Origin of the sequence: Acinetobacter courvalinii (assembly GCF_014635545.1) — a bacterium.
GTDB classification, from domain to species: Bacteria; Pseudomonadota; Gammaproteobacteria; order Pseudomonadales; family Moraxellaceae; genus Acinetobacter; species Acinetobacter courvalinii.
In genome coordinates, this window is record NZ_BMDA01000003.1 from 1 (window position 1) to 16,943 (window position 16,943).

The 16,943-nt window shown below is 44.7% G+C and carries 17 protein-coding genes and 1 rRNA gene; 12 read left to right on the forward strand and 6 right to left on the reverse strand.

Going from position 1 to position 16,943, the window contains the following annotated elements; genetic code table 11:
- The first annotated feature begins 218 nt into the window (after positions 1 to 218).
- The 6 genes from rrf (at position 219) to IEV39_RS12115 (ending at position 3,601) form a co-directional block, all read left to right on the forward strand.
- Positions 219 to 333, forward strand: a 5S ribosomal RNA gene (gene rrf, locus IEV39_RS12090).
- 141 nt (positions 334 to 474) lie between these two features.
- Positions 475 to 816 (forward strand): hypothetical protein, encoded by a 342-nt coding sequence (locus IEV39_RS12095; protein WP_005289331.1) that lies wholly within the window; start codon positions 475 to 477, stop codon positions 814 to 816.
- Positions 817 to 888: 72 nt separating this feature from the next.
- The gene (locus IEV39_RS12100; protein ID WP_005226724.1) at positions 889 to 1,281 is read left to right on the forward strand and encodes a putative signal transducing protein; all 393 of its coding nucleotides are present in this window, start codon (positions 889 to 891) and stop codon (positions 1,279 to 1,281) included.
- Positions 1,282 to 1,370: 89 nt separating this feature from the next.
- Positions 1,371 to 1,718: a GFA family protein gene (locus tag IEV39_RS12105; protein WP_005289328.1), complete on the forward strand. Its 348-nt coding sequence runs from the start codon at positions 1,371 to 1,373 to the stop codon at positions 1,716 to 1,718.
- 22 nt (positions 1,719 to 1,740) lie between these two features.
- Complete coding sequence (locus IEV39_RS12110; protein ID WP_005289325.1) at positions 1,741 to 2,304, forward strand: DUF4256 domain-containing protein; 564 nt, start codon at positions 1,741 to 1,743, stop codon at positions 2,302 to 2,304.
- Positions 2,305 to 2,437: 133 nt separating this feature from the next.
- Complete coding sequence (locus tag IEV39_RS12115) at positions 2,438 to 3,601, forward strand: acyl-CoA dehydrogenase family protein (RefSeq protein WP_005289322.1); 1,164 nt, start codon at positions 2,438 to 2,440, stop codon at positions 3,599 to 3,601.
- A gap of 16 nt (positions 3,602 to 3,617) precedes the next feature.
- Here the strand turns inward: IEV39_RS12115 and IEV39_RS12120 are convergent, their stop codons facing one another.
- From IEV39_RS12120 to IEV39_RS12130, 3 genes are all read right to left on the reverse strand, one after another.
- Positions 3,618 to 4,022 (reverse strand): YbbD-related protein, encoded by a 405-nt coding sequence (locus IEV39_RS12120; protein ID WP_005289317.1) that lies wholly within the window; start codon positions 4,020 to 4,022, stop codon positions 3,618 to 3,620.
- 63 nt (positions 4,023 to 4,085) lie between these two features.
- Positions 4,086 to 4,595: a GNAT family N-acetyltransferase gene (locus IEV39_RS12125; protein ID WP_005289315.1), complete on the reverse strand. Its 510-nt coding sequence runs from the start codon at positions 4,593 to 4,595 to the stop codon at positions 4,086 to 4,088.
- Positions 4,592 to 5,191 carry a TetR/AcrR family transcriptional regulator gene (locus IEV39_RS12130; protein ID WP_004652564.1) on the reverse strand — a complete coding sequence of 200 codons (600 nt, stop codon included), beginning with the start codon at positions 5,189 to 5,191 and terminating at the stop codon, positions 4,592 to 4,594. The genes IEV39_RS12125 and IEV39_RS12130 overlap by 4 nt, the downstream gene beginning before the upstream one ends.
- Positions 5,192 to 5,386: 195 nt before the next feature.
- Between IEV39_RS12130 and IEV39_RS12135 the strand changes: the two genes are divergently transcribed.
- From IEV39_RS12135 to IEV39_RS12160, 6 genes are all read left to right on the forward strand, one after another.
- Positions 5,387 to 7,195: an acyclic terpene utilization AtuA family protein gene (locus IEV39_RS12135; RefSeq protein ID WP_005289312.1), complete on the forward strand. Its 1,809-nt coding sequence runs from the start codon at positions 5,387 to 5,389 to the stop codon at positions 7,193 to 7,195.
- 10 nt (positions 7,196 to 7,205) lie between these two features.
- The gene (locus IEV39_RS12140; RefSeq protein WP_005289309.1) at positions 7,206 to 8,081 is read left to right on the forward strand and encodes an SDR family oxidoreductase; all 876 of its coding nucleotides are present in this window, start codon (positions 7,206 to 7,208) and stop codon (positions 8,079 to 8,081) included.
- 2 nt (positions 8,082 to 8,083) lie between these two features.
- Positions 8,084 to 9,697 (forward strand): acyl-CoA carboxylase subunit beta, encoded by a 1,614-nt coding sequence (locus IEV39_RS12145; RefSeq protein WP_005289308.1) that lies wholly within the window; start codon positions 8,084 to 8,086, stop codon positions 9,695 to 9,697.
- A 107-nt stretch (positions 9,698 to 9,804) separates the two neighbouring features.
- The gene (locus tag IEV39_RS12150; protein ID WP_005289305.1) at positions 9,805 to 10,965 is read left to right on the forward strand and encodes an acyl-CoA dehydrogenase family protein; all 1,161 of its coding nucleotides are present in this window, start codon (positions 9,805 to 9,807) and stop codon (positions 10,963 to 10,965) included.
- Between the two features lie 10 nt (positions 10,966 to 10,975).
- Positions 10,976 to 11,806: an enoyl-CoA hydratase/isomerase family protein gene (locus IEV39_RS12155; protein WP_005289301.1), complete on the forward strand. Its 831-nt coding sequence runs from the start codon at positions 10,976 to 10,978 to the stop codon at positions 11,804 to 11,806.
- Between the two features lie 63 nt (positions 11,807 to 11,869).
- Positions 11,870 to 13,828, forward strand: a complete 1,959-nt coding sequence (locus IEV39_RS12160) for an acetyl-CoA carboxylase biotin carboxylase subunit (RefSeq protein ID WP_005289298.1) — start codon at positions 11,870 to 11,872, stop codon at positions 13,826 to 13,828.
- A gap of 53 nt (positions 13,829 to 13,881) precedes the next feature.
- Here the strand turns inward: IEV39_RS12160 and IEV39_RS12165 are convergent, their stop codons facing one another.
- The 3 genes from IEV39_RS12165 to IEV39_RS12175 all read right to left on the reverse strand — a co-directional run bounded on the left by IEV39_RS12165 (position 13,882) and on the right by IEV39_RS12175 (position 16,940).
- Positions 13,882 to 14,811: a lipase secretion chaperone gene (locus tag IEV39_RS12165; protein WP_005289295.1), complete on the reverse strand. Its 930-nt coding sequence runs from the start codon at positions 14,809 to 14,811 to the stop codon at positions 13,882 to 13,884.
- A gap of 12 nt (positions 14,812 to 14,823) precedes the next feature.
- A complete protein-coding gene (locus tag IEV39_RS12170) occupies positions 14,824 to 16,167 on the reverse strand; it encodes a sphingomyelin phosphodiesterase (protein ID WP_005289293.1) in 1,344 nt (447 codons plus the stop codon).
- Between the two features lie 353 nt (positions 16,168 to 16,520).
- Positions 16,521 to 16,940 (reverse strand): roadblock/LC7 domain-containing protein, encoded by a 420-nt coding sequence (locus tag IEV39_RS12175; protein ID WP_004775657.1) that lies wholly within the window; start codon positions 16,938 to 16,940, stop codon positions 16,521 to 16,523.
- Positions 16,941 to 16,943 lie beyond the last annotated feature (3 nt).

The window sequence follows — 16,943 nt, forward strand, 5'->3', positions numbered from 1 at the left end:
TGTGGAAGCACGGTGACGTGTGAAGCTGACCAATACTAATTGCTCGTGAGGCTTGACTATACAACACCCAAACAGTTGTTGTATTCAAGATAAATTCAATACATAACTTGATTTAGTGTAGAAACTAGTTACAATACGACTCAATTAACTAATCCGTTAATAACTCTTTCGGTACTAAGTGGCAAAAAACGTAAGACCACCCAAAACCAAAACAGTTTGCTGGCGACAATAGCAAGAGTGAACCACCTGATCCCTTCCCGAACTCAGAAGTGAAACCTCTTAGCGCTGATGGTAGTGTGGCACTTGCCATGTGAGAGTAAGTCATCGCCAGCTTTTAAATACGAAACACCCCCAACCTGACGGTTGGGGGTGTTTTTTTTATTGGCTAAAGAAAAATACATTGAATAGCATCTCTTGAGGAATATGTTATTGTTTTTATAGGTTGAATCAAAATAATAAAAGGATGAAATTTAAATGATCAATAATCACCTTGCTATGACTTCAGAAGAATTCGTAGAGGAATTTAAGCTTTTAAAAGATGATCTGATCCAGAGTTACTTTACTGTTGATTCTGAAATATCACGAATCAGTCTATTAGAAAGATCTGGTATGAATCATGAACAGATTCATTTAACGAAAAAAATTGTTTCAGAAGCTCTAACTGATGCGTTGTATACGGTTTTGCTAGGTCTTGATGGTAGTGCAACAATTGGTCAATATCAAATCATGTATAAGCTATTGGATGAGCAATCCAATGAACTGACTGGCGACTTGGAGTCGATCGCATGGGAAAAGTTTCATGGCCAAAATATATAACAACAAATTTACGCATTGTGTACCGAGATGAATTGAGCTTAGAATTTATATTTATGCTATTTAGATATTCCTATGAAATGGGTGGTCGCTGAAACGTATTCTTTTCCATATGAAGCCCAAATTGCCAAAACGCAACTTGAAGCTGCTGGTATTCCTGCCCGTATTGAAAATGAACATACCATTAACATGGACTGGCTTTATTCCAATGCATTGGGTGGGGTTCGGTTATTGGTTCCTGACCGTTATTTCGAACAAGCACAAGCATTACTGGCGCAAGACTTTAGCCAGGAATTAGAACAAGAGTTTGGTTTAAGTGAGCGTTGTCCTCAGTGTGGAAGCACAGATATAAAGCCTTATACGGAAGGAAAACGGCCTGCTTATCTGGTTTTTTTATTACTGGGTTTTCCGTTATTCTCATATAAACATGGAACCAAGTGTCAACAATGCCAACATTTCTGGAGTTAAGCTTACATAAGCATTGATTAACAGAACCAGATTTGAACTTATACACGGCATCCTGTAAAAATAGATAAAAAATCAAAAAGGAAAAAAAGATGCAATATAAAGGAAGTTGTCATTGTGGAAAATTAACTTTCATTGCGCAGGGTGAACTCACTGAAGCATTGTCTTGTAACTGTTCAATTTGCCAGAAAAAAGGTTCTTTACTCTGGTTTTTACCTCAGAGTGAAGTTGAGATTACTGTGGAAGACGATACTCAGGCAACTTATCAATTCAATAAGCATGTGATCGAGCATCATTTCTGTAAGGTTTGTGGTATTCATCCCTATGCAATGGGTGTAGATCCTCAAGGGAATACCATATGTGCGATCAATGTGCGTTGTATTGATGATCTGGAACTGGAAAGTATCAAGATCAATCACTTTGATGGTCGTTCGGTATAACCTCAAAATCTAGAGTATATAAATGACCAAGAATAAAAAGTTAGACCTTGAACAGGTTGCAAGGCTATTCAACATCTTAAAGCAGCGCTTTGAACAAAATATGCATCGTCATAAAGACCTGAATTGGTCTGATATTGAAGATCAATTACAGCAGCAGCCAGAAAAGTTATGGTCACTCCATCAAATGGAAGAAACGGGTGGAGAGCCAGACATCCTTGTATTGGATGCAAAGTCACCAGAAATAATCTTTTATGATTGTGCCGTAGAAACACCAAAAGGGCGTAGAAGCCTGTGTTATGACCGTGCCGCTTTAGACGCACGTAAGGAACATAAACCGGTAAATAATGCGGTTGATGTTGCTGAAGCCATGGGAGTTGAATTACTCACAGAAGAGCAATATAGGCAGTTACAGGCAATAGAACATTTTGATCTAAAAACCTCGAGTTGGGTCAAAACGCCCGAGGATGTAAGAGCTTTAGGTGGCACAATTTTCTGTGATAGTCGTTATGGTCGGGTTTTTACTTATCATAATGGCGCTCAATCTTATTATGCGACGCGTGGATTTCGTGGCCGATTAAAAATATAGTTTTATGCTTTATCGCAGGTTTTGATCTATTTTTTAACTTTTAATTTTGCCAAGCGCTTGCTTGGTTTTTCCGGTTTTGCTAATTTAGTGCTCATTCAATAAACAATGATCAATAATTGCTAGGAAGCAGAATATGCACCTTAATCCTTTGTACTACAACGAGCAGCATCTGGAATTTGCCAAGAGTATTCGACGCTTTGTGGAAAAGGAAATTTCGCCTTTTGTGAATGAATGGGATGAGAATGAAACTTTTCCGCGAGAGCTGTATAAGAAGGCCGCAGATATTGGTTTATTGGGATTAGGGTTTGAAGAGCAATATGGCGGGATTGCAGGGACAGATGCATTTTATACGCTGCTAGCTTCGATTGAGCTGGCAAAATGTGCGTCGGGCGGTCTTAGTGCTTCTTTGCTGTCGCATACCATTGGTGCGCCTCCGATTCAGCACTTTGCAAATGAAGCGGTGAAAGCTCAAGTGCTGCCTCAGATTTTATCGGGTGAAAAAATCTCGGCCCTGGCAATTACTGAGCCAGGCGGTGGTTCAGATGTCGCTTCACTCAAAACCAGAGCTGTACGTGACGGTGATTATTTTCTGGTGAGTGGTGAAAAGACCTTTATCACTTCGGGGATGCGAGCAGATTATTACTCGGTGGCAGTTCGTACCGATCCAAATGCGAAAGGGGCAAACGGTATATCCATGCTGCTGATTGATGCGCATAGTGAGGGAATCACTAAAACCAAACTGGATAAAATGGGATGGTGGGCATCCGATACCGCGCATTTGCATTTTGACAATGTCAAAGTGCCAGCCAGTCATTTATTAGGCACGGAAAATATGGGCTTTCTGGTGATTATGAACAACTTCAATATGGAGCGTTTTTTCCTTGCTGCCAGCAGTTATGGCTTTGCACTGACTTGCTATGAAGAGGCGTTGGATTGGGCACAGCAACGCCAAACCTTTGGTAAGCGTTTAGTTGATCATCAGGTCATGCGTCATAAGCTGGTGGACATGGCGACTCGATTGACCGCAACCCGTGCTTTACTCGAGGATACCGCTTATCGTTTAGGTAAGCCTGAATTGCAAGGCAGTGAACTGATTGCCCAGATTTGTATGTTGAAGAATGTTGCCACTCAAACCATGCAATTTTGTGCCGATGCGGCGGTGCAGATACTCGGAGGCATGGGCTTTATGCGTGGTACCAAGTCTGAACGAATCTATCGTGAAGTAAAGGTCAATATGATTGGCGGTGGTGCAGAAGAAATTATGAAGGATTTAATCAGTAAGCAATTGGGGTATTAAACTGATCTCTAGGAGCTTATTGTATGGATTCAACCCAATAAGCTCCTTTTCCCTCTGGATGAACTGCGATATACCAAATCGACGAACCCTGAGCATAGACTAAAAACTGAAATCCCTGATCCTGCATTTCTTTCTTTTTACCTTGAGCTGCATTATTCATTTTAATTGGGATGGCACCTTGGGCGCTAAAATAATTCAGATCTGTGGGGGAAAACTTAAAAGAGCCATGGCCTCTATTCAGGTCTAGATCATTTATTTCAATAATATTTTTTGTACTGGGTGGTAAAATTGGAGGTAACCAACCGCGTTCAAATGCATGTTCAGCTTTCGCATGCTGCAAATCTGTAAACTTGGTTGTCACTCTATCATCGCTACAACCCAGTATTAGACTGGAAAGAAGAATCGTGATGATACGTTGCATATATTTCGCCTAAAGAATTGGCATCAGTTTATTTTTATCGTTAGGGGGCCGATATTTCAATAATTAAAAGGCTTGATACTTCTGATCTATCCAATCTGAATTTAAAATTGCCCAACGTTCATGGTCTTTCCATTCTTTTCCACCGACTCGCAGATATTGGCGGGAGAAGCCTTCTTTGACAAAACCCGCATGTGCTACAAGGCGAATAGAGGGCAGATTATCGGGTTGGATATTAGCTTCTAGTCGATGTAAATTCAGTGTTTGAAATGCTTCTTGTAAAACCAGTTGTATCCCTTGTCGCATATAGCCTTGTCCTGCATAAGGGTAAAAGGCTTCATAACCCAAGTAAGCAGAATGAAAGTGACCTCGAACGATATTGGAGATGTTAAAAGTGCCGACAATGGCATGATTCTCTTTCAAGCAGACAAAATAACGGTGTTCTTGCGCGAGGTAGTGTTCAAAATTAGCAGGTGGATAGGTCCACGGCCGATGCAGTTGAATACTACTCTGGTAAGCCTGTTTGATTTCGGCTAAATCACTGAGTAGGGGCTTACGCAGATAGATGGCACTCATTTCACCGCCATTTCCCAAACCATTTCAGTCAACTCATCAATTTTGACTTTACCTTCAGGTCTGTACCAGGTTACGGTCCAGGAAATCGAGCCACCCAGCAAACGACGCCAGATAAAAGCATCATGTTTCACCTTACCTTGAGCGCGTAATTTTTCAATCACATCTAGCCACACTTGCTCATATTCATTACGCATCTTCAAAAGATAGTCTTGTTTCTCTTTGGAAAGGGCAAACCATTCATGTACCAGTACTGCCATAGCCGCCCCGGTATCGCCAGCAATGGAAAGTAGTTCAGCTTTGATCAAATGACGTAATTGTTGTTCAGGATCGGTTGAGCGTTCAGCGGCTTCTTTTAAACGGGCAAAGTTATAGATAATGGTTTGTTCCATCACCGTCGCCAGAATTTCATCCTTGCTTTTAAAATGATGGAACAGGCTACCTGATTGAATACCAATAAATTCACCAAGTTGACGAACTGTGGTTTTGTCATAACCTTGCTTATAAAACAGATAGGCTGCGCCCTGTAATAAACGCCCACGTGGACTATCGTCAAAGCAAACAATCTTGGGTATTTGCTCAATTGAAGTTGCGATCATGCCTATCCGTCTATCCTGTTCAAGCTAAAGTGTATTGTAACAAAATTTATTCGATGCTTTGTCTTATCTTTTTATAACAAGCAGTTGCTTGAGTTTGTCATTTTTTGCCAATACAGCATAGCATTATGTACTTTACAAACCAAGCACTTGCTTGGTAATGTTAAGGCGTTTTTAGCAATAACAATGAGAAAGCGCATGACAACTGTCAAACAGGATGACCAGAGGCTAGTTAAAATTGGGTGTGCATCGGGCTTTTGGGGCGATACCAACACTGCTGCATTTCAACTGGTCCATCTAAGTGATATTGATTATCTGGTCTTTGACTATCTGTCTGAAATTACCATGTCGATTATGGCCAAGGCGATGATGATGGACCCAAGTCATGGATATGCGCTGGATTTTGTCAGTCGGGTGATGTCACCACTGATCCATAAAATTGCCGAGAAAAAAATAAAGGTGATCAGCAATGCAGGCGGGGTGAATCCTCTGGCTTGTCGTGATGCTTTACAGAAAATCATTGATGAAAAAGGCTTGGATTTAAAAGTTGCAGTGGTGCTCGGTGATGATGTATTGCCAAAGCATGCAGAGTTATCAAAACAAAATATTCAGGAAATGTTTAATGGCGATGCGTTACCTGCACAGGTTGCCAGTAGCAACGCCTATCTCGGTGCTGTTGCGATTCGCGATGCCTTGGACTTGGGTGCGGATATTGTGATCACGGGCCGGGTGGTGGATTCAGCAGTCGTACTGGCGCCTTTGTTACACGAATATAAATGGTCACTGGATGATTATGACAAGCTGGCGCAAGGTTCACTGGCTGGGCATGTGATTGAATGCGGTGCACAGTGTACAGGTGGAAACTTTACTGACTGGCGTCTGGTTGAGGGCTTTGACAACATGGGCTTTCCGATCGTGGAGGTCAGCGCTGATGCTTCATTTATCGTGACCAAGCCGAAAGGGACGGGTGGTCTGGTTTCAACTGCGACTGTAGCAGAGCAGATCGTTTACGAAATAGGCAATCCGCAAGCCTATCTTTTACCTGATGTGACTGCTGATTTTAGTCAAGTCCATTTAGAACAGGTGGGCGAACATCGGGTCAAGGTGACTGGCGCAACAGGTCGGGCACCAACCCAGCAATATAAAGTCAGTGCCACCTATGCCGATGGTTATCGTGTCTTGGTCAGTTTCTTGATTGCGGGTCGTGAAGCCCCACAAAAAGCCCAAGTGATTGCTGATGCCATTCTGAATAAATGTGAACGCGTTTTGGCACTACGTTCAGTTCCTCCTTTTAGTGAAAAGTCGGTTGAGATTCTCGGTATTGAAAGCACCTATGGTGCGCATGCCCGAATCCAGAATAGCCGTGAAGTGGTGGTGAAGATCGCGGTCAAACATCTGTTTAAAGAAGCCTGTATGTTCTTTGCCTCGGAAATTGCCCAAGCTTCAACAGGGATGGCACCTGCATTGGCAGGAATTGTCGGCGGCCGTCCGAAAGCCTCAGCAGTGGTGAAATTATTTTCATTCCTGATTGATAAAGATCAATTAAAAGTTGAAGTCGACTTTGCGGGGCCGCGTTATCCGGTTCAGGTTCCTGTTGGGCAAAAGGTAGCAGAGGTCGAGCTACATCCCGTTGGTGAAGTGGCAAGTTATCAAGGTGATGAGATTGAAGTCCCTTTGGTTGAGTTGGCACATGCACGTAGTGGCGATAAGGGCAATCACAGCAATATTGGTGTGATCGCGCGCAAGGCTGAATATTTACCGTGGATTCGTGCAGCTCTGACCGAGGACAATGTTGCCGCATATATGCAGCATGTTTTAGATCCTGAAAAATCAAAAGTGATTCGTTATGAATTACCTGAGATGCATGCGCTGAATTTTATGCTGGAAAATGCATTGGGGGGCGGGGGAATCGCCAGTTTGCGGATTGATCCACAAGGTAAGGCGTTTGCACAGCAATTATTGGATATGCCGGTGAAAGTACCAGCACAACTGTTAGAAAAATATTAAGGATGTAAACATGGGTTATCAATCAATTTTCAGGGCAGATGCATTTGCTAATAAAGTCATTATCGTCACAGGTGGTGGTTCTGGTATTGGCCGTTGTACTTCACATGAATTGGCATCCTTAGGTGCACAGGTCATCATTACCGGTCGAAAAATTGAAAAGCTGGAAAAAGTCAGCCAGGAAATTCTGGAAGATGGCGGCAAAGTGCATTTCATCGTCTGTGATAACCGAGATGAAGAACAGGTTAAAAACATGATTGCCGAAGTTATTGAAAAATTTGGCAAGCTGGATGGATTGGTCAATAACGCAGGCGGACAATTTCCTTCTGCATTAGAGAATATTTCTGCCAATGGTTTTGATGCCGTGGTCCGTAATAACCTGCATTCCACCTTTTATCTGATGCGTGAAGCCTATAACCAGTGGATGGCACAGCATGGCGGCAGCATCGTAAATATGACTGCAGATATGTGGGGTGGTATGCCGGGCATGGGGCATTCAGGTGCAGCACGTTCAGGGGTGGATAACCTCACTAAAACGGCTTCAGTGGAATGGGGCAAATCTGGGGTACGGGTTAATGCAGTTGCACCGGGCTGGATTATTTCTTCGGGTATGGATAACTATAGTGGCGATTTTGCCAAAGTGATCATTCCAAGTTTAGCGAGTAATGTTCCGTTAAAACGGATGGGCACAGAATCAGAAATCTCCTCAGCGATTTGTTATCTACTTTCTGATGCAGCGGCTTTTGTATCAGGCATCACCCTGCGTATTGATGGAGCAGCATCACAAGGCACACGCATGTATCCATTAGCTGATGCGACCAATAATGACGCCTTTAACGGTTTCCATCGTGCGTTTATTCCTGACATATTCAAAACAGATGGAGAATAAGCATGACGATTCTCCAATCTGAAATTGTAGTGGGTAGTGAACAGTACCAGCAAAATCGGGAGGCGTTATTAAACCAGTTAGCTGAAGTTCGTGCCGTACAGCAAAAAAGTATTGATAAGTCTTATGCGGCAAAACCTAAGTTTGATAAGAAAGGTAAAATCTTGCCGCACGAACGGATTCGTTTACTGTTAGATGCGGATTCACCTTTTGTCGAGTTATGTGGCTTGGTTGGCTACAACATGCATGATGATAAAGATGGTTCCGAAGCAGGCGGTGGCGTAATTGCCGGAATCGGTTTTGTCAGTGGGGTCCGTGCGCTGGTGTCTGCCAGTAATAGCGCGATCAAAGGCGGTACCATGTCACCCATGGGCGTGCATAAAACCCTGCGCTTGCAAAAGATTGCCCTGGAACAAAAATTGCCGATGGTGACATTGACCGAAAGTGGTGGTGCAAACCTGAATTATGCCGCGGAAGTATTCACCTACGGCGGTATGACCTTTGCCAATCAGGCACGTTTATCTGCAGCAGGGATTCCACAAGTAGCGGTGGTGCATGGCAACGCAACTGCGGGTGGTGCTTATCAACCGGGCTTGTCTGATTATGTGATTGCAGTACGCAAGCAAACTGAAATGTTGTTGGCTGGCCCGCCATTGTTATTGGCGGCAACAGGGGAAGTGGCGACTGCGGAGGAACTGGGTGGGGCAGAAATGCATACCCAAGTGTCGGGTGTCGCTGAATATCTGGCTGAAAACGATGCAGACGGTATTCGTTTGGCGCGTGAGATTTTCGAGCACCTCAACTGGAAAGAACAGACCGCGCAATCCACTCAGAATTATAAAGAACCGCGTTATGCTGCTGAAGAGCTGTTAGGCATTATTCCGCAAGATCCAAAGCAACCCTTTGATATGAAAGAAATCATTGCACGGATTATCGATGATTCAGATTTTCTGGAATTCAAGCAGGAATATGATGCCTTAACTGTTTGTGGTTGGGCCAAAGTGGGCGGACTACATATCGGCATTATTACCAATAATGGTCCGATTACACCGCAAGGGGCGGCTAAAGCAGCTCAGTTTATTCATTTGTGTGAACAGACCCAACGCCCACTTTTATTCCTGCATAACACCACCGGTTTTATGGTCGGAACCGATGCCGAGCAGAACGGCATTATTAAACATGGTTCCAAGCTGATTCAGGCGGTGGCCAATGCAACAGTACCCAAGATTTCGATTGTGGTAGCAGGCTCTTATGGCGCGGGTAACTATGCCATGTGTGGCCGTAGTTTATCACCGCAATTTATCTTTGCATGGCCAAACTCACATGTGGCGGTGATGGGTGCAGCGCAAGCAGGTAAAGTCTTACGGATTGTGGCTGAGGGCAAACAGAAAGCTTCAGGAATGGAACCGAATCCGCAGATGCTGGATTTTCTGGAGCAAAGTACAGCAATGAAACTGGAACAGCAGTCGACGGCGTTATTCAATACGGCCATGCTGCATGACGATGGCATCATTGATCCAAGAGATACTCGTAAGGTCCTGATCTTTTTATTACAAACCATTTTTGAAGCACAACAACGTGAGTTAAATCCAACACGATTTGGTGTGTCGAGATTTTAGTTTTTAACACCCTCATCCTAGCCTTCTCCCTGAGGGAGAAGGGATTCCCTCTCCCATCTGGGGAGAGGGTTAGGGAGAGGGAGAAACAATTTTAAGGAACAAAAACAATGAAATTTACCGCAGAACATGAAGCTTTACGCCGTACCACACGCCAGTTTGTTGAAAATGAGCTGAATCCGTTTATTCCGGAATGGGAAGAAGCGGGGCGTTTTCCGATTCATGATGTCTTTAAGAAAATGGGGGATCTGGGCTTATTGGGAATTTGCAAGCCAGAGGAAAATGGTGGTTTAGGACTCGACTATTCGTACAACCTTGTGGTGGCAGAAGAATTAGGTCGTGCTGCGTGTGGTGGCGTGCCCCTAGCGATTGGTGTACAAACCGATATGGCAACACCTGCACTGGCACGTTTTGGCAGCAAAGAGCTGCGCGACGAGTTTTTGAATCCTGCCATTCGCGGTGAATATGTGGCGTCGATTGCGGTATCCGAAGTGCATGCGGGTTCTGACGTGGCAGCGATCAAAACCACAGCCAAAAAAGATGGCGATGATTATGTCATTAACGGCAGCAAGATGTGGATCACCAACTCATTACAAGCTGATTTCTTCTGTTTACTTGCCAATACCTCTGACGACAAGCCACATGTCAATAAATCCATGATCATTGTCCCAGCCAAGACTCCCGGAATTAGTTTTTCAGAACCCTTAAATAAACTGGGTATGCGCTCAACTACCACGGCACAAGTATATTTCGACAATGTACGTGTACCACAACGTAACCTGGTTGGGGTGGAGGGCATGGGCTTCATGATGCAAATGATGCAGTTTCAGGAAGAGCGCATGTGGGCCTGTATCAATGCAGTGGGTGGGATGGAAAAAGTCATTCAGCAAACTATTGATTACACCAGAGAAAGAACCACGTTTGGTCAGCCTTTAATTCATAACCAGTATGTTCATTTCCGTTTTGCTGAATTGATGACCGAAGTTGCAGCACTAAAAGCTTTAACGCTGCAAGCCTGTGAACAACATGTTGCGGGTGAGGATGTGACTTTGATGGCGTCAATGGCGAAGCTGAAAGCGGGACGATTAAGCCGTGAGGTGGCGGATAGTTGCCTGCAATATTGGGGCGGGAATGGCTTTATGTGGGATAACCCAGCATCACAATTGTTCCGTGATGGGCGCTTAGGTTCGATTGGCGGCGGTGCAGACGAGATCATGTTAGGAATTATCTGCAAGCTCACTGACATTCTGCCGAAGAAACAGAAAAACTAGGGGCTGACGTATGACACTTTCAACTTCTATTGCAGGCTTAGAGATAGATGACAGCATTCAGCTGGAACAGCAAGGCAGTATTTTAACCGTATGGCTGAATCGTCCTGAAAGCCGTAATGCCATGAGTTTGAAGATGGTCACCGCCATTCAGCAGGTGTTTAGCCAGATTGCCGATGATGTCTCGATTCGTGCGGTTATTTTTCGCGGTCAAGGCGGGCATTTCTGTGCCGGAGGCGATATCAAGGATATGGCAGGGCTGCGGGTTGAAGTTGCCAACAGCGGTAGCTTACAAGCTTATGTCGATTTTAATCGCCGTTTCGGTGCCATGATTGAGCAAGTAGATCAGGCTGCTCAAATTGTTGTTGCTGTGCTGGAAGGTGCCGTGCTGGGTGGCGGCTTCGGCTTAGCCTGTGTGTCAGATATTGCCATCAGCCGTGATACTGCCCAGTTTGGTTTGCCTGAAACAGGCTTGGGGATTTTGCCCGCGCAGATTGCGCCTTTTGTGGTGAAACGGATTGGACTAACTCAAGCCCGCCGTTTGGCATTATTAGGTTTACGCTTTGATGGAAAGACCGCGCTGGATTTAGGTGTTGTTCATCAGGTGGCATCGAATGAAACGGAACTGGAACAGCAGCTTGAACAGACCATTCAACAGATTAAACGTGCTGCACCTCTGGCTTCCCGTGCGACCAAGGCGTTATTACACCGAACCCTGAATGAACCTTTAGATCAGCTTCTGGATGATGCAGCACAACAGTTTGCAGATGCAGTTGCGGGTGCCGAAGGACAGGAAGGCACCATGGCTTTTATCCAAAAGCGTAATCCGAGTTGGTTTGACTAGAAATCGTCCTCAACTGCTGTTTGAACAGCAGCAATGAGGGGATTGAATCGTAGAGATGAAACAATGAGTTTTTCAAAAGTCTTAGTGGCAAACCGTGGTGAAATTGCTGTACGGGTGATGCAAACTGCCAAAGCAATGGGGTATCAAACGGTTGCAGTCTATTCAGATGCCGATGCCAATGCCCGTCATGTGCAGGTGGCGGATGAAGCGGTTTATATCGGCGCATCCAAAGTTTCCGAATCTTATTTATCTATTGCCCAGATTATTGCCGCCTGCCAAAAAACTGGGGCAGATGCGGTACATCCGGGCTATGGGTTTTTGTCTGAAAATACTGATTTTGCCCAAGCCTGTCTCGAGCATGGCATCACTTTTATTGGGCCAACTGCGGCTGCGATCGAGCTGATGGGCAGCAAGCGTCTTTCGAAAATAGCCATGATTCAGGCTGGCGTGCCGTGTGTACCGGGCTATGAAGGCGATCAGCAGGATATCGATTATCTGGCTGAGCAGGCTGAGTCGATTGGTTATCCTTTGATGGTCAAGGCTTCGGCAGGTGGGGGTGGACGAGGCATGCGTCTGGTCCAGCAGGCTGCTGATATCGTGGAAGCCTTAAAAACAGCGCGGTCGGAGGCAGAAAATGCCTTTGGTTCAGGTGAACTGATCTTAGAGAAAGCGGTGATTGCACCAAGGCACGTCGAAATACAGATCTTTGGTGATATGCATGGCAATTATGTGTACTTGTTTGAACGGGACTGTTCGATTCAACGCCGTCATCAAAAGGTGGTGGAAGAGGCCCCTTGTCCGGTGATGACACCTGAGCTTCGTCAGCAAATGGGGGAGGCGGCAGTGGCCGCAGCCAAGGCCTGTGATTATGTCGGCGCTGGTACTGTAGAGTTCTTGCTGGACTCGTCCGGTACGTTTTATTTTCTGGAAATGAACACGCGTCTGCAAGTTGAGCATCCGGTGACGGAAATGATTACCGGACTGGATCTGGTGGAATGGCAGTTGCGTGTGGCGAATGGCGAAACTCTGCCTTTACAGCAACATGAGTTGAGCTTAAACGGGCATGCGATCGAAGTTCGTTTATATGCCGAAGATCCACGACAGGATTTCTTGCCACAAACCGGGAAAGTGCTTCGTTGGCAACCTGCAGGTAGCGATGGGATGATGCCGAATGTGCGGATTGACCACGGCATGTTAGAGCAGGGTGAAATCAGTCCCTTTTATGATCCGATGGTGGCAAAAGTGATTGCTTACGGGAAGACCCGTCAGGATGCTATCCGGTTACTCGCCCGTGCTGTGGATGATTGTGTATTGCTGGGGGTGAATAGTAATAAACAATTCCTGAGCAATTTATTACGTCATCCGATTATTGTGGCTGGAGACACCAATACTGCTTTTATCCAGCAACATTTTCAGGATGATAGCAGCCTCCATCAACAAAGCCTGACGCTTGAAATACTTGCTGTGGCAGCAGCACTGTTTAGCCAGCAAAATCAGCAGCAAGTGGCTTGGCAAACGGGTGTTGCTATGCCATTTCCATTGAAACTGAAATATGCCGATCAGCAGCTCTTGTTACATGTACAACATGATCAGCAGCAGCTCAAAGTCGAGTTATGTGATCAACAGGCAATCCTCCAGATTGTAAGGATCAATAGGGAGGAAATTATTTATAGCTGTGACGGTGTTCGCCGTAAGCTGGCCTATGTGTTTGATCAAGATCAACTATATCTGGACGCAGGCAATGGTAATGTCATGCTTGAAAATATCACCTATGCCGCACCTGAAGCAGCAGAAGTGGTGGGTGATGGCAAAATCCGTGCACCAATGGATGGGGCGATTGTGAATCTGCTGGTTAATGTGGGTGATCAGGTGGTGAAAGGACAAACCTTATTGGTACTTGAAGCCATGAAAATTCAGCAACAGATCAAATCGGATGTCGATGGGGTGGTCGAGGAGTTGATTGGTCAGGTCGGCCAACAGGTGAAAAAACGTCAGCAACTACTAAATATTGCTTTGCTTTGATTTTACCGGTTGATTGAACCCTTGCGACTAGCCAGCGCCGGGGTTCAAGCGATTTAAGGAAACATTTTCAAGCGTAAATTCTCTAAACGGCTTTGATACTGCTGTTGCCATTCGGCTTCTGAAAGCTGTGCTTTCAGCGGTTGCATTTCTTGTTGTAACTGCTGCAAGGCCTGCTGATATTGATTGACTTGCTGCTGTTGTTGAGCCTCCTGCTGTTCTCTTTGCTGAACCTGTTGGCGTTGCTGCTCGGTCAAATATTGCTGCTGTAATTGCTGCTTTAAACGTGCAGTTTCCGCCGGGTTGTGTGAGCCTTGCTCAAGCAGATTCAAGGCCTGTTGATATTGTCCGATCTTGCTTTCCTGCTGAGTTGCAGCAGGATATTGCTGTTGCAACTGTTCAAAAGCTTTTAAACGTTGTTCAGCACTCAGATTCTGTTTCTGGGCCAGATCATGATAGGCAAAATGATAATCTGCATACTGTCGTTCTTGCCCAAAGCCAAGCATGGCTTCGGCTTGGCCTAAGGTCTGTTCCCTGAGTTTCCACAATGCATCAAAGCGTTCTTTTGGGGATAAAGATGTTGATAAGACTGTATTTTGCATCTGCTGTTCATATTGCGGCATGCGCTTTAATAAGCTCTCAACCAAATGTGCAAAGTTTTGATCTGGATAATTGGCCAAAGCTTTTGCGAGCGCTGCATTACAGTCAGAGACAGGACAACTGGCTTTAAAATCATTCAGAAATTCAGTGATATTGCCGGGTTGTTGTTGCAATGTTTTGAGTTGTTTTAAAAGTGAGTCCTGAAAAATTTCGTCCTTGCTTTTATTTGGCATGCTGTCATCACTCATCTGTGTTGATGAATCCTGAGATGCTGTGGTGGATTTGGTGTGCTGGACTGCAGCGGAAGAGGCGGTGCTCTTCCAGACTACAATCGCAACCAAGACCACGACAACAATAATTATTGTCAGCAATAGTCTTTTATTCATACCGCATTCCGTTTATGGCGTGTAATTAAATTGACCCATCACCGGGAAATGATCAGAGAGATCCCAGGTCATGAACAGAGAGTCAGCCGTGCTGCGCAGAATACGCACATCATTACGTGACTGTGTTGGCTGACGATGGTTATTGGACGCCACAATATAGTCCAGATATTCCACATTTGAACCGCCAGAACCTGCCGCTCCTGCCAGCTTATTCACACGTGGATCAAAGGTCGAAGCGGTATAACCTGTACTTGGTGCTGCGGTTGCATTCAGGTTGGTCAGCATGTCTTGATAATCTTGCGGCCATAACAGTTTATTCACATTGAAATCTCCGCCCATCAGCACGGCATCAAAACTTGGAATATTTTGTTGATTGACCAATTGGCGAATCTGTTTGAACTGGGTCTGGCGTAATGCGCGTGCGGCATCGGTATCAAAAGATGCAGTATGGGTTGATGTCACATGATAGGCCTTACCATTCTTAATGATTTCAGCATAGAGTACGCCTTTATCGGCAAAGCAGTCGGTGCCAGTACAGTCCGGATAAATCAATTGTGCTGTTTTCACGATCGGATAGCGGCTGATAATCACCAGACCACTGTCAAACAGGTTATAGCCCGAACCGACAGGAATATGGGTTTGATACGGATATTGTTGTGCCAGTTGATTCAACATGTCTGTGCGTGATGAGGCAAAGGCTTCCTGCATCATAATCACATCGTAGCCGTTTAAATGATTGGGCAATTCAGCCAGACGTTCGCTAATTTTACTCGCCACCATAGGCAGGGCATAAATATTATAAGTCAGGACTTTAAGTTCATCGGCACTGGCTGAAACCGGTTCTGGAACGGTGTTTTGATGGATGGTGTAGTGGAAGTCATCATAACCGCCGGTATATTCGGCTTTTACCGCAGCCTGAGCGGATAAACCTGCATAAGTGGTATTAATCCGATGAACATTACGATCTGAATACCACGGTGATGTTGTTGTCGCGGTTTGGATGCCATGCTGTATGTTGCTGCCAGACCAGGTGCCAGTCATGGTCTGCTTTAAAGTCACTTGTGAGTTGCCACTGCTGACGACAGTATCAAAGTTATAGGTTTTACCGGATTTGATCCCGGTATAACGGTTGATCCTTAAAATACGTTTGGTTTCATAAGGGGCGATTTGTGTGGCTTCCTGTGCCCATTCATTGCCTTGCTGTAAGGCTGCTCCCGTCTGATTGACTTGTACCGATACCGTTTGCGGTGTGGTATTGGTCACAAAAACATAGGAATCAGCCATCGCCTGCTGACTCGAAAAACCACTAATCAATAACGCAACCCCTGCGCCGAGTTTTAAGCTTTTCAGCTTCATTTTTCTCTCCATCGTGTTCATTATGTTGGAACAAAAACGAGATGTGTTATTAAAATTATTCATTTATGAAAAATCTATGATCGTTATTTGTTCGAAAATTATAATAATGAAAAAATATTGCTAAATCATTTAAATTAATGACCATTCATCTGATGTTTTGAAAACTCTATCTTATTTATAGTTATGAATATTTTAGAGAGAACTAAACGGGGTACAAAATCTTTCTAAGATCGTAAAAATATACAAGTGTTCATAAACGAAAATAAACAGGTGGATGCAAATTCTATGAGGGATAAAATGAAAAAAATCTGACAAGGATGACACCCTGTCAGATTAGTTATTTTATGAGGTGTTTAGGCTTGATCTGCTTCGGAAATCGCCGTACTGGCCTGCTTTAGGCTATAAAGAAGCTGGCCTAATAATACGTCCTTGTTACTTAAGGTCACCATAACCATCGGATGATGCTGAGCCGGGATAGAGGTCAGGATCGCCTTACCATTTTCAGCATCTAGCGTAATACTTTGACATCCGGTTAACTGGATTTCATTCAGAAAAGCCGTGACCATGGCCAGAATTGAACTACTGACAGCAGCCAGCTTGGTACTGTTATACGGGTTTTTCTTATAAATTGCCGCGAGTTCAAACCCGTCTGTTGAGCAGAGCATAATATAATCCACCCCTCGAATATTCATCAGAATATCATTGGCTTGAGCCTTGGCAAACTGGATCAGCTCTTTGGGTGCGGTACGTTGCTGACTGGGAATACTGAACATAAT

Bases quoted from the DNA above. Each gene is read 5' to 3' on its own strand.
- IEV39_RS12155 (WP_005289301.1), top strand. From the start codon at position 10,976: ATGACACTTTCAACTTCTATTGCAGGCTTAGAGATAGATGACAGCATT.
- IEV39_RS12145 (WP_005289308.1), top strand. From the start codon at position 8,084: ATGACGATTCTCCAATCTGAAATTGTAGTGGGTAGTGAACAGTACCAG.
- IEV39_RS12095 (WP_005289331.1), top strand. From the start codon at position 475: ATGATCAATAATCACCTTGCTATGACTTCAGAAGAATTCGTAGAGGAA.
- IEV39_RS12140 (WP_005289309.1), top strand. From the start codon at position 7,206: ATGGGTTATCAATCAATTTTCAGGGCAGATGCATTTGCTAATAAAGTC.
- IEV39_RS12165 (WP_005289295.1), bottom strand. From the start codon at position 14,811: ATGAATAAAAGACTATTGCTGACAATAATTATTGTTGTCGTGGTCTTG.
- IEV39_RS12160 (WP_005289298.1), top strand. From the start codon at position 11,870: ATGAGTTTTTCAAAAGTCTTAGTGGCAAACCGTGGTGAAATTGCTGTA.
- IEV39_RS12105 (WP_005289328.1), top strand. From the start codon at position 1,371: ATGCAATATAAAGGAAGTTGTCATTGTGGAAAATTAACTTTCATTGCG.
- IEV39_RS12100 (WP_005226724.1), top strand. From the start codon at position 889: ATGAAATGGGTGGTCGCTGAAACGTATTCTTTTCCATATGAAGCCCAA.
- IEV39_RS12125 (WP_005289315.1), bottom strand. From the start codon at position 4,595: ATGAGTGCCATCTATCTGCGTAAGCCCCTACTCAGTGATTTAGCCGAA.
- IEV39_RS12130 (WP_004652564.1), bottom strand. From the start codon at position 5,191: ATGATCGCAACTTCAATTGAGCAAATACCCAAGATTGTTTGCTTTGAC.
- IEV39_RS12120 (WP_005289317.1), bottom strand. From the start codon at position 4,022: ATGCAACGTATCATCACGATTCTTCTTTCCAGTCTAATACTGGGTTGT.
- IEV39_RS12110 (WP_005289325.1), top strand. From the start codon at position 1,741: ATGACCAAGAATAAAAAGTTAGACCTTGAACAGGTTGCAAGGCTATTC.
- IEV39_RS12135 (WP_005289312.1), top strand. From the start codon at position 5,387: ATGACAACTGTCAAACAGGATGACCAGAGGCTAGTTAAAATTGGGTGT.
- IEV39_RS12175 (WP_004775657.1), bottom strand. From the start codon at position 16,940: ATGTTCAGTATTCCCAGTCAGCAACGTACCGCACCCAAAGAGCTGATC.
- IEV39_RS12150 (WP_005289305.1), top strand. From the start codon at position 9,805: ATGAAATTTACCGCAGAACATGAAGCTTTACGCCGTACCACACGCCAG.
- IEV39_RS12115 (WP_005289322.1), top strand. From the start codon at position 2,438: ATGCACCTTAATCCTTTGTACTACAACGAGCAGCATCTGGAATTTGCC.
- IEV39_RS12170 (WP_005289293.1), bottom strand. From the start codon at position 16,167: ATGAAGCTGAAAAGCTTAAAACTCGGCGCAGGGGTTGCGTTATTGATT.